At 38.8% G+C, this 12,696-nt stretch carries 9 protein-coding genes and 1 pseudogene; 7 read left to right on the top strand and 3 right to left on the bottom strand.

Translation table 11 applies throughout. The features are described from left to right. Positions 1-79 precede the first annotated feature (79 nt). From AAC851_RS14730 to rpmE, 4 genes and pseudogenes are all read left to right on the top strand, one after another. A pseudogene (locus AAC851_RS14730) lies at positions 80-2,274 on the top strand (AmpG family muropeptide MFS transporter). 2 nt (positions 2,275-2,276) lie between these two features. Further along, complete coding sequence (gene gloA / locus AAC851_RS14735) at positions 2,277-2,678, top strand: lactoylglutathione lyase (protein ID WP_004639634.1); 402 nt, start codon at positions 2,277-2,279, stop codon at positions 2,676-2,678. A gap of 139 nt (positions 2,679-2,817) precedes the next feature. After that, a complete protein-coding gene (locus AAC851_RS14740) occupies positions 2,818-3,786 on the top strand; it encodes a bile acid:sodium symporter family protein (RefSeq protein WP_075315310.1) in 969 nt (322 codons plus the stop codon). Between the two features lie 199 nt (positions 3,787-3,985). Next, positions 3,986-4,210, top strand: a complete 225-nt coding sequence (gene rpmE, locus AAC851_RS14745) for a 50S ribosomal protein L31 (protein WP_004639630.1) — start codon at positions 3,986-3,988, stop codon at positions 4,208-4,210. A 111-nt stretch (positions 4,211-4,321) separates the two neighbouring features. Here the strand turns inward: rpmE and AAC851_RS14750 are convergent, their stop codons facing one another. The 3 genes from AAC851_RS14750 to epmB are packed head-to-tail and all read right to left on the bottom strand — an operon-like array spanning position 4,322 to position 9,181. Next, a complete protein-coding gene (locus tag AAC851_RS14750; protein WP_005084836.1) occupies positions 4,322-6,415 on the bottom strand; it encodes an EAL domain-containing protein in 2,094 nt (697 codons plus the stop codon). Next, positions 6,397-8,151: a hypothetical protein gene (locus tag AAC851_RS14755; RefSeq protein ID WP_008941999.1), complete on the bottom strand. Its 1,755-nt coding sequence runs from the start codon at positions 8,149-8,151 to the stop codon at positions 6,397-6,399. Before AAC851_RS14755 ends, AAC851_RS14750 begins: the two co-directional genes overlap by 19 nt. A gap of 13 nt (positions 8,152-8,164) precedes the next feature. Then, positions 8,165-9,181, bottom strand: coding sequence for an EF-P beta-lysylation protein EpmB (gene epmB, locus AAC851_RS14760; protein WP_004639623.1), 1,017 nt, complete (start codon positions 9,179-9,181; stop codon positions 8,165-8,167). A gap of 353 nt (positions 9,182-9,534) precedes the next feature. Between epmB and efp the strand changes: the two genes are divergently transcribed. From efp to AAC851_RS14775, 3 genes are all read left to right on the top strand, one after another. Further along, on the top strand, positions 9,535-10,104 hold the full coding sequence (gene efp / locus AAC851_RS14765) for an elongation factor P (RefSeq protein ID WP_004639622.1): 570 nt from the start codon (positions 9,535-9,537) through the stop codon (positions 10,102-10,104). A 181-nt stretch (positions 10,105-10,285) separates the two neighbouring features. Then, entirely contained in the window at positions 10,286-12,400 is a 2,115-nt protein-coding gene (locus AAC851_RS14770) for a carbon starvation CstA family protein (protein ID WP_004639620.1), read from the top strand. After that, positions 12,387-12,689 carry a YbdD/YjiX family protein gene (locus AAC851_RS14775; protein ID WP_004639619.1) on the top strand — a complete coding sequence of 101 codons (303 nt, stop codon included), beginning with the start codon at positions 12,387-12,389 and terminating at the stop codon, positions 12,687-12,689. Before AAC851_RS14770 ends, AAC851_RS14775 begins: the two co-directional genes overlap by 14 nt. Positions 12,690-12,696: the final 7 nt, after the last annotated feature.

The raw sequence follows: 12,696 nt of genomic DNA on the forward strand, positions 1-12,696 counted from the left end.
CAAAACAAAACAATGGTTGCATAAAGCAACTTGCAAGCAAGGACAAGAAACGATTGAATAGGCAGATTCTCGCATGTTCATGGAAAATAATAAGCAATGACGACACAAGCCTCTGGGTGGGCATCTGCATTTAAAGCATTTTTAGACCGCCGCGCTCTGATTATGTTATTTCTTGGTTTCTCCGCAGGGATACCAATTTTATTGATTTTTTCAAGCTTATCTTTATGGCTAGGTGAGGCTGGAATCGATAAAACAGCAGTCACTTTTTTTAGTTGGGCGGCATTAGGTTATTCTTTTAAATTTGTATGGGCGCCGTTGATCGATGAGCTACCTGTACCATTTCTAACCAGAACGCTTGGGCGTCGTCGAGCATGGTTATTAATTGCTCAGTGTTTGATTATCTGTGCGATTTGTATAATGGCATTTTCAGATCCTTCATTGGGTCGAAGTTATTTAGTACAAATGGCTGCTGGTGCAGTTTTATTGGGCTTTTCTGCTGCGACCCAAGATATCGTTATTGATGCTTATCGTATTGAACTAGCAGAAACTGAGATGCAAACCATTTTAGCATCAACTTATAATGCAGGTTATCGCATTGGGATGATTGTCGCGGGTGCTGGAGCTTTATTCTTAGCTGCCTATTTGGGTACAGCAAAAGGTAATTATATATACGAAGCATGGAAATATACTTATTTGACCATGGCGGCTGTTATGGTCGTCGGGATTATTACCACATTGGTTGTTCGTGAACCGAAAGTTGATCGTGTCTATAAAGATTATAAGAAGACTGATTACTACCGCTTGGTATTGGTATTTTTTCTAGCAGTCACAACTTTTGTAGTGACGTATATTTACTCTGGTCATTTAACACAAGCATTGATTCAAGCAACCGCGATTAAAGATACTGCCGCACTTTTTGGTTTAGAAGCACTGCGGTTTTTGACAGCGACAGCAACCGCTATTTTTATTGGCTTTAGTCTTGTTAAAATGGGTGTTGTAAATCAAGAAATGGCAAAAGAAACATGGGTCGCGCCTATTCTAGATTTCTTTAAGCGTTATGGTGTAAAACTCGCATTAGTTTTATTGCTGTTGATCGGCTTCTTCCGCGTATCCGATATTATTGCTGGTGTGATTTCCAATGTGTTCTATCAGGATCTGAATTTCAGTAAAGAGCAAATAGCGGAAGCCGTGAAAGTATATGGCGTACTATTTAGTTTACTCGGTGGCTTTTTAGGCGGCTTGCTTGCACAACGGATGAACATTATGAAATTAATGTTTATCGGTGCGGTACTTGCAAGTTCGACAAATCTAATTTTTATTGGTTTAGTAAAATCTGGAAAGCCATTGGATCAGGTTCAGATTCAGGTTGGGCAACATTCTTATCAAGCGGAAACAGATGAAGTCGGTTATTGGAAAGTCCACGTGCCTACACAGGCACTCGTACAGGCGGATTCGGTGCAGGTAGCTGCACAATTCAAAAACCAAGCTGAATCTAAAATTCAACTAGAATTGCCATACTTAATCGCAACACAACAGCCTCAAATTCAATTGCTACCGATTAGTCATGACGATCATCTCAATATCAATGAGTTAAAGCAGAGTTTGGTAATTAAAGGACAGTTGGCAGGTATTGATGCCGATCAGTTAGATGTTGAACGACCTGTTGTATTGAAGTTAGATGGTCAAGAGTTCATCGCTAAAGTTGATCAGCATGGCCTATTTAGTGGTGTGATTAGTGGACAAATACTACAATCGTCAACCAGCAAAACGATCACTGCAATCGCAAATTTGAAAAATTCTGGCGAACAAAGTTTCGTCGCAACGCGACAGTATTATGTTGAGTCAGCAACTCCTGTTGCGACAACTTTAGATGTTGATATTCAGCCAATTGCACCAATTAGTCCAGATTCGCAAGGTAATACAGAGCTATCAGGTAAAGTGATCAAGCAATACAGCTCGCTATGGCTATATTTCGCGATCATCGTGGATAATCTTGCGGCAGGTTTGGCTGGTGCTGCATTCATTGCATTTTTATCGAGTTTAACCAGTGTCTCTTTTACAGCGGTTCAATATGCTATTTTTAGCTCATTAATGACTTTAACCCCCAAATTATTAGGTGGTTATTCGGGTACGATGGTGAGCAATATGGGCTATCCGAATTTCTTTTTAATGACGACTTTAATTGGTATTCCGATTTTAATTTTAGTGGTTTGGGTCGCGAAATTATTACGTGATCATGAAAATCAAACAACACAACAGCAGACAGGTGAATAACGATGCGCATGTTACATACGATGTTACGAGTAGGTAATTTAGAACAATCTTTAAAGTTCTACACTGAGGTACTTGGTATGAAATTGCTACGTCAACGTGATTATGAAGAGGGGCGTTTTACCCTTGCTTTTGTTGGCTATGGTGATGAAGAAAATAATACCGTACTTGAGTTAACCCATAACTGGGATACCAGCAGTTATGATTTAGGCAATGGCTACGGTCATATTGCGATTGGTGTAGAAGATGCTTACAAAGCATGTGAAGAGATCAAGGCGCGTGGTGGTAAAGTTGTGCGTGAAGCTGGACCAATGAAGGGCGGTGTAACGGTTATCGCTTTTGTTGAAGACCCTGATGGTTATAAAATTGAACTCATTCAACAGGATCAAAATGCTCGTAATAACTAATTTGAATTCATCTTAAGCTGAAGATTTCTCATTTAAAAGCGCTAGTATTATTTATATAGCCCAGTATGATGTGTCGATCAAATGGTCAACAATATCATATTGGGCTTTATCATAATTAATGGGTGAATAGGAATAAGTTATGTTCAAAATTTTGGCATTGGATCGCTTTACACTTCTCTTGGTGGCGATGGTTGTACTTGCAACATTTTTACCCGTTTCAGGTCAAATAGCATCTTATTTCAATATCCTAACCACAGTCGCTATCGCAATACTTTTCTTTTTACATGGTGCAAAATTATCACGCGAAGCTGTGATGGAGGGAATGCTACATTGGAAAATGCATGCCTTGGTCTTTGCCTTTACCTTCTTAATTTTCCCTGTACTTGGTTTGATGGCTAAACCTGTTTTAGAACCATTATTGGGGCAACAATTGTATTGGGGCTTTTTGTTTATGTGCTTCTTGCCATCAACAGTACAGTCTTCGATCGCCTTTACTTCAATGGCTAAAGGTAATGTTGCTGGTGCGGTGTGTAGTGCATCTTTTTCTAATATTATCGGGATGTTTATTACCCCGATTTTGGTTAGTTTTTTTATTCTAGGGCAGAGTCAACATGGTTTTGACCCTACCAAATCAATTATACAAATTACCTTGCTATTATTAGTCCCATTTATTCTCGGGCAGATTTTACGTCCGTATATTTATCCATATATGGTAAAAGTGCCGAGTATAGTTAAAGCATTTGATCAAGGGTCGATCTTAATGGTGGTCTATGGCGCATTTAGTAGTGCTGTCGTTGCAGGTTTGTGGCAGCAGGTCAGTGGTATAACTTTACTTTACCTTATCATTGCTTGCTCAGTGTTATTGACCATTGTGATGCTATTGGCTTTTTATGTCCCGAAATGGTTTGGATTTAATCGAGCTGATCAGGTTACGATTTTCTTTTGCAGTTCAAAGAAAACCTTGGCCAGTGGTGTGCCGATGGCGCAGATTTTATTTATTGGGCAACCATTGGGGATGATTGTTTTACCGATCATGATTTTTCATCAGATCCAGTTAATGGTATGTGGTGTAATTGCAAATCGTTGGTCAAAATCAACACAAGAATAATTCGCTAAATTTGATTTATTGGCGTATAATACTCGCCACTTGTTGGCTTTGCTCTGACTTTTAGGGTCTCGGTGGGTCAAAAGAAATGGTCTGTTGTCGTGTTGGTCTGCAAGTTTAGAACACTTTGCCTTCCTCATATTTTGAGAGTGATCAATTGCGATAACAGCTTAAGCCTTTCTTACTATTAGGAGCATCGAGCATGCGCGCCGATATTCATCCAAAATACGAAACTTTAGTTGCTACTTGTTCATGTGGTAACGTTATCGAAACTAAATCTGCTTTAGGTAAAGAAACACTTTATCTAGATGTATGTTCTGCTTGCCACCCATTCTATACTGGTAAACAAAAGAATGTGGATACTGGCGGTCGTATCGACAAATTCAAACAACGTTTCTCTGGTATGTCACGTTCTATCAAACGTTAATATCAAGAAAACAAAAAAACGGGCTTTATGCCCGTTTTTTTATGCCTACTAAGTTCCTCACCCATTTAATAAAGGATGAGGAACATTTCAAGTTGTGTAGAGAAGGATTTTCTATTGATCTTGCACATCTGTTAGACGATCGAGTTTTTTCTGGAAGTAATTTCCTTGCAGAAAGCGTGTTTCAACATTCCAAGCATTGGCAAATAAATTCATATCGTTCAATTCGGTCAAGAATATTTCAATTGGTTTCTGTGCAATGAAATGTAGAACTTTCTCTTGTAAGTTGGCCATATCTTTCTCAGAAGAAAGCATCTTTGAAAGGTTGGGATGAAAACTAATATATTGCGTATCGATTTGCTGTAGGATCGTGTCGCTATAAAGAGAATTACCAAAACCACGAATAGCAACTTCAGCACCATGTTGACGTAACAATGCGATTTGAGGTTGAGCTTGAGATAGATTTTGTTGGAGTGCTTGTTCGGAGAATTGTAAGATAATTGGATGAGCCTGTTTGCTACCAATGATCGTGAGTAGCTTTGCAACCAGTTCAGGTAACTTCTTATCATTCAGCAAAATGTGATGATTTAGATTAATAATCAATTTTGCTTTTGGATATTGCGTAATGAAGTTATGCAGCTGTTTACACGCTTCGACTAAGATCCAACGATCCAATTGAACTGATAACTCAGGATCATCTTTTAAATCTGAAAGATCACTGATTTCTTGCCATTGGTTATTATGTATAAAGCCGCTAGAAACTTCATAAGTGTGCGTATATTGATCCTGTTTATCATAGGTTTGCTGATATTTTAAATGGATATCACCTGCTTCCAGTTTTTGTTTCAGATCTTGTAATAAACTCAACTGAACTTGCTTTGGAATGTGTTCCGTGGTTATACCAATATTGGCATCAATTTTTGGCGTATTGATGACTGGCAGTGATTTTAGGAATGCCTTAGAAATAATTTGCTCAAAATGAGCTTCATCAGGAATTTGCTTGTTAAGTTCGCAATAGCCTAATTTTAGATGTAATGGAAATGTAGATTGTTCAGTTGCGAGGAGTTGGGGTTTTTGTAGGTTGTTCAGACTGATCAATAATGAGTTTAAAACTGCTTTTGATTCAGCTTGAAATAAGCCCGCATAGACACCTGTATCTATTTGATAGACAGGGGCGTTGACCTGCTCTTTAATAAAGTTAGGAATGCTAGAAAAATATGCTTTTGCGCCCCGCCAGTCTTTTTGAAACACCTCATTTGGAAAGTTATTCAAGCTAAATAAAACCAAGGCATTGTCATTGGCTGGATGATTCAGCATCTGGCGATTAATTTGTTGTAATGCATTAAATAAGTTTGAACTTTTCTCTGTGCTATTCGATGCGGTATTGGCAACGATTGCAGGTTGATTAGCAGTTCCACATTCAATATTGAGTTGTATTTCATCTTCGTTGCCTGAAGGTAAGAATTCAACTTGTAATGGATTGTTTTGAATCGTTGGATTTTGAGTACGAAGTTCAAAACGTGCTTGATCAAATTGACCTTGTGAAATCTTTTTAAATCGTAATTTAAACTGGGCTAGGTCTTCTGGTTGTAATACATCAAGAATGGGTAGACCAACCAGATCATCTGCCCTTTCAAAACCAAAAAGATTCGCATATTCAGCATTTACACTGATATGTATGCCTTCTTGAAGCATGGCTACAGCTTTATGGCTTTCAGCGACAAGTGATTGCGCTTGTGTTTGAGCTGCTTCTAGTTCGCTGAGTAAGCGATGTTCACCTTGAACCAAGCGACTGTAAGAAAGTGCTCGAACAATATGGATATAAAACTTTTCAGATGATTCTAGATTTAATACGTCATAAATTCCTTTATGAATATAGGACTGATATTGATCTGCTTTGAAATCTTCGGGTTCAAGTAATAAAACTGGGAGGCTCGGTTGAGTCGAAGCTTGAATAAGAGAGAGGGTTTGTTCAATTTTTAAATCGTAAGCACGTCCAAAAATCACAATATCCCAAGGTAAATTCAACTGCTTTTCAAATGTTTTTAGATCATCTAATAAAGTCGCTTGAACTTGATGATCTTGAGCCGAAAATAAAGCTAAAATTTGATTATAACGTAATTGGTTATCATCAATAATTAATAAGCGTGTTTCAGTCCGTTTTAGTTTTTTAGAGAGTAAAGAATTTCTCACTTTAATGCTTCCCATAAATCTTGATCAATTTTGTCCATATTTCTTTGTGCCATAAATTTGCGAAGAACCGGTTGTTCTTCGTCATTCAGTAGTTCAAAGTCAAATTGAACAAAACTTTGGGTGATTAATTGTGCGTTTAATAGATACACTTTTACTTCCTCTTTCCCCAATCTTAAATGAACAGCTTGGTGTTCTCGAAAAATTTGTGAACCTGGTAATATTAAAGTCGTTTTGGTTTCATCCAAATTTTGATTTTTTAATAAAAGCGCTGGGTGATAATTACTAATATGTCGATCTGCTTGAATACGAACAGCACAAGGGAAAATCTCTTGTGCTAAAACCTCTAAACCGAGTTCCAAGCTTTTCTCGGTCGATTGTTTCAGCCAACGAATCACACCACCGCGCCAATGCCCATGTGATGTTTCTTTAACTAAGATGTATTCTCCTGTTCTTAAATTTTTAGGGGCTTCACCTGACCATTTAATACGATAACCGTTGACACTAATATCGAGTATATCGGCTTGATGAACGGTTTTACTTTCGCGGTTTAAGCGTTGAATCGCAGACTCTTGATTTTCAGTTGTATTTTTCTTATCCCAAGAAGACATAAAGCGTGATTCATTTTGTAAATTATAGCTATGCTCTAAGAATAAAGTTTCAGCAAAGTTTTTTGCTTTTGATAAATAAAAATGTGCGGTGAGCAAACCAAAACAAATGTGTAGCTGAGCATTGTATTCATAACGTTCATGGCGACGTTCGGCAATGGTTCCTAAAATAGTTTGCACATGAAATTTTAAAGCAGGTGTTAAATAAATTTTCTCGTTTTTAGAGACATATTCAGGGTTTTTATGCAGTGTAGCGGTAACATGATCTAATAAAGAATGTGTGCTGATAAAAACATTAGGCAAAAAGCCAGAACTTTGTTTCTTATTATAAATGGGTGGGTGATCTTTACTGGTATCAATCACATATTTGGTTAACTCAGTTTCTTTAGATAGAACTTGAACCATTTTTGCCCAATCAAAGCTACATTGGAATAAAGCTTGTATTTCAGATTGGCGAATTTGATTGGTGTTGAAAATATCCATCAGAATCAATTGAGCATAAGCCTGAGATATTGTACTCAAGGGATTAGGTGTGCCTAAAACTTGCTCCAAATTACTATGATGGTATTTGTGTGTAACGGCGGCATCGTAAAGTTGATGAGCGATTAACCATTGTCCTGCAACAGGTTCACTATAGAGCATATGCTGTTGATACAATAATTGAGTCAACTGTTGTAATGCTTGGAAGGTCGCAAGTGTACGCGCAGTTTGTAAGTTTTTCTTTTGACTCAATGCAAAAATCGAAAATTTTTGCTGATCAAGTTGGTCATTACTGCGACGGACAATATTGATATAAACTGCTGCGAAGTAGCATCTTAACAACATCGCAAGCTCAATTATGTGTTCATTTCGATCAGAACTAATCACACCTTGATTGAAAAAGTTTTTCTCTAAACTGCCTAGAACATTTTCAATTGTTGGATGTAATACTTGAACCAAGTCAAAACGTAAAGTTTCAGAGCACTCTAACTCACTGAGTTCTAATAATGCGGCAAATAGGGCTTTTGATGTATCACCCAATTGCATAATCGATAGATTAGAAATCCACTCATTTAAACTTTTGGTATTGGTATCACAAAAGCTGAGTTTGTCCCGTCTTAAGACAGTTGGAATTTGAAAAATATCCGAAAAAGCATTATTCATCATTGTGTTATCAATCTCAGAACGTTTGAACCCCAAAAAGCGGTGTTTTATTTTTTTCGCCCGCAATTTCCCTCACAAGTTTAGGCACTAAATAGCCTGGCAAACTTGCTAATACATCACTGTATATATGGTCTATCTCTGAAGACCTTAGATCAAAATGTTGAGCACCTTTTACTTTATCCAAAACATGTAAGTAATAAGGCATTACTCGTGCATCAAATAAACGGTTACTCAACTCAGTCAAAGTTTTTGCAGAATCATTCACACCTTTAAGCAAAACCGCCTGATTTAGCACGGTAATGTGATGTAATGATAACTGTAATAACTTAGAGCAGGTGAAATCATCAAGCTCAGCTGCGTGATTTGAGTGTACCACTACTATAATGCGTAGCCTACTGTTTTTTAATATAGAAATCAGCTCTTCATCGACGCGGTTTGGAATAACAATGGGAACACGTGAATGAATTCTCAATATCTTAATTTGAGGGAGAGATGCTAGGCGTTCTAACCATAATGAAATTTTTCGATTGTTCAGCGTCAGTGGATCGCCACCACTTAAAATTACCTCATTGATGAGAGGATTTTGTTCAATATAGTGCTTTATATTTTCCCAATCATCGTTTTTCGGTAAGTTTTCTTGGTAGGGGAAATGACGACGAAAACAATAGCGACAATGAATCGCACATGCACCTGTTAATGTTAGTAAAAACCGAGATTGGTATTTATGCAAAACACCAGCCATTTGATTGGCTGCTTCTTCGCCTAAAGGGTCGGTTACAAACTCGGGATGTTCTTCCAGTTCAAGATGATGCGGTAGAACTTGTAGTAATAGGGGATCAAGTGGATCACCAATGCTCATTTTTCCGACGAATGCACGTGGGACACGCAATTTAAACTGTTCAGAGGCGAGGATTGCCCCTGATAATAGTTGATCGGTAGATAACTTAAGCAGATTTAACAGCTCTAAAGGATCAGTAATTAGGTCACTGAGTTGTGATTGCCAGTTTTGCTCTTGATGTAAATAGTTTATCATGCCATACGTTAAAATAGTGTTAGCCGCAGCTGTTTGCTTAGTCTAGCATTGGGGCTTGTTTAACGTTCATATATGAATTGCGTTATTGGTTAAAATTTAATCATGCGAGGCGTGAAACGCAGGGAATGGTTATTCCCTTGCCAAGTTTCATAACGAAGTATGAGGAAGTTTTAGCCATAACCCTACGGGACAGGGAGATTTTTTGTCGCTACTGCGTTATGTATGGTTCATTTAGAATAACTAAATTTCACCATCCATGCCTTGTATCGTCGAAAAATCTCCTCTGTCGCAACCAAATATGAACGTTAAACAAGCCCATAAGATTTGATTTTTAAGTTTGGAGTGCGCCTTTCATGGCCTATTATTCTACAAATGATTTTAAAGCTGGCCTAAAGGTTATGCTTGATGGAAACCCATGTTCAATCATGGAAAATGAATATGTAAAACCAGGTAAGGGTCAGGCATTTAACCGCGTAAAATTGCGTAACCTTCGCTCTGGTAAAGTATTAGAAAAAACTTTTAAATCAGGTGATTCTTTAGAAGCTGCTGATATTGTAGAAGTTGAAATGGATTACCTTTACAACGATGGTGAAATGTGGAACTTCATGGATCCAGTTACTTTCGAGCAAATCGCTGCTGATAAAACAGCGATGGGTGATGCTGCGAAATGGTTAAAAGATGATTCAAATGAAAAATGTACAATTATGTTGTTCAACGGTGTACCTTTAACGGTTAGCCCACCAAACTTCGTAGTACTTAAAATCGTTGAAACTGATCCGGGTGTACGTGGTGATACTTCAGGTGGTGGCGGTAAGCCTGCGAAACTTGAAACAGGTGCAGTTGTACGTGTTCCATTATTCGTACAACAAGAAGAAAGCGTTCGCGTAGACACTCGTACTGGTGATTATTTAGAACGTGCATAATTGATTCTAAATATGCGATGATCGAAAGGGATGATAAAAATCATCCCTTTTTTTATGCCAAAGTATTAGATAAATCAACTTTTAAAAACGATAAACTTACGAAGATATTTCCGAAGAGAAAATATAGGTATGGAAAGCCATGTAACAGCTAACGAAAAGTTATGTATTTGAGAGGTTCTGAATGGAAACAACACAAACAAAATCATCACTTCCCTCTAAGCTCTTATGGAGTTTGGTTGCCATTGTAGGTGCGATCTCATTTGGGATACTTGCAGTGAGTCGAGGTGAACATGTCAATGCAGTTTGGCTAGTGCTCGCTGCAGTCTGTGTGTATAGCATTGCTTATCGGTTCTACAGTTTATTTATTGCCAACAAGGTTTTTGAATTAAATCCCAAGCGATTGACCCCAGCGCATCGCTTAAATGATGGTTTGGATTATGTCCCAACCAATAAATATGTGTTGTTTGGACACCATTTTGCTGCAATTGCTGGAGCCGGTCCTTTAGTCGGTCCAATTTTAGCTGCTCAAATGGGTTACTTACCAGGAACGATATGGCTTTTGGTTGGTGTCGTGATTGCTGGTGCGGTACAAGATTTCCTTGTTTTGTTTATCTCAACACGTCGAGATGGTCGCTCATTGGGTGAAATGGCAAAACAGGAACTGGGTACCTTTGCAGGTGTGATCGTCATGCTGGGTACGCTAGGTGTGATGGTGATTATTCTTGCAGTGCTGGCTTTAGTTGTGGTCAAAGCCCTCGCTGAAAGTCCATGGGGCGTATTTAGTATTGCAGCAACTATTCCAATTGCTCTGTTCATGGGCATTTATATGCGTTATCTGCGCCCAGGGAAAATTGCAGAGGTTTCAATTATCGGCTTCGTCCTGATGATGGCCGCCATTGTATTTGGTGGTGATGTTGCAAAACATCCTTATTGGGGTGAGTTTTTCACTTTAACTGGAACGCAACTCACATGGGGACTGATTATTTATGGTTTTATTGCCTCTGTGTTGCCCGTTTGGTTGTTACTGGCACCACGTGATTATCTCTCGACCTTTCTTAAAATTGGTGTGATTGCGGGTCTGGCAGTTGGTATCTTATTTGCAATGCCTGAACTTAAGATGCCTGCGGTAACACATTTCATTGATGGTACGGGACCTGTCTTTTCAGGAAGTTTATTTCCTTTCTTATTTATTACCATTGCTTGTGGTGCGATCTCTGGTTTCCATGCTTTGGTTTCTTCAGGAACAACCCCAAAACTGGTTGATAACGAAGTCAATATTCGCATGATTGGTTATGGTGGTATGTTGATGGAGTCTTTTGTCGGCATCATGGCAATGATTTGCGCCACAGTTTTAGATCCAGGTATCTATTTTGCGATCAATGCACCAGCTGCGGTATTGGGTACAAGTGTCGAATCTGCTGCGGAGGCCGTACGCAATCTAGGCTTTGTGGTGACGCCTGAAATGTTGACTGTTTTGGCCCAAGAAGTGGGTGAAAATTCTGTTTTATCTCGTACGGGTGGTGCACCGACATTTGCAATTGGTATGGCGCACATTATTTCAGAAATTTTCAATAATCGCTCGATGATGGCATTTTGGTATCACTTCGCGATTTTATTTGAAGCTCTATTTATCTTAACAGCAGTAGATGCTGGAACTCGTGCTTGTCGTTTTATGGTTCAAGATACAGTGGGCATCGTTGTCCCAGCAGTGAAAAACTCAAGTTCATTTGTTGGAAATCTGATCGGTACTTTTGTTGCTGTTGCAGGATGGGGGTATTTCGTTTACCAAGGCGTGGTTGATCCTCTCGGTGGGATTAACTCCTTATGGCCATTGTTTGGTATCGGTAACCAAATCCTCGCCTCAATGGCATTGATTTTGGGTACGGTGATTTTGTTTAAGATGAAAAAGGAAAAATATGTTTGGGTGACGATCATTCCAACGATTTTCCTTGTCATCACCTCAATGACTGCAGGTTGGCAAAAGATTTTCCATGATAATCCCAAAATTGGTTTCCTTGCTCAAGCCAATCGTTTTTCAGATGCGATCGCCCGTGGTGAAGTTCTCGCACCAGCAAAATCGATCGCTGAAATGCAAACCATTGTATTGTCGAATCAAATCAATGCTGCACTATGCGCCTTCTTTATGATTGTTGCTGTGGTTATGATTATTGCATCAATTGGTGCAGTTCGTAGAGCCTTGGCAAGCCCAACGCCAACAGCAAAAGAAGCACCTGCGGTATTTACTGAAACCCCAATGACTGCAAATAGTCTGAAAGGAGGTCATGATGGAGTTTAAGATTGCGCGTAAAAGCGGTTCGATCATCGTAAAGATCATTAAATTTACGATCATGTCGCAAAAACAATTACTGTTATCCCCACGAAATTGGTCTCGGATCGCAGTGTTGTGGCAACGTTTGCAGCAAAGTTTTCGTTTAATGGTAGGTGTGCCTGACTATGAAACGTATTTGCAGCATATGAAAATACATCATCCAGATCTGACCCCTATGGATGCAAAAACGTTTTATCGTCATTGTGTCGATGCACGTTACCCAAGTTCGGGAAATATGAAAAAATGTCCTTGCTAGAAATTAT

The sequence above is a fragment of the Acinetobacter sp. HZNU-JH01 genome, from assembly GCF_037996845.1.
Taxonomy (GTDB): domain Bacteria; phylum Pseudomonadota; class Gammaproteobacteria; order Pseudomonadales; family Moraxellaceae; genus Acinetobacter; species Acinetobacter haemolyticus.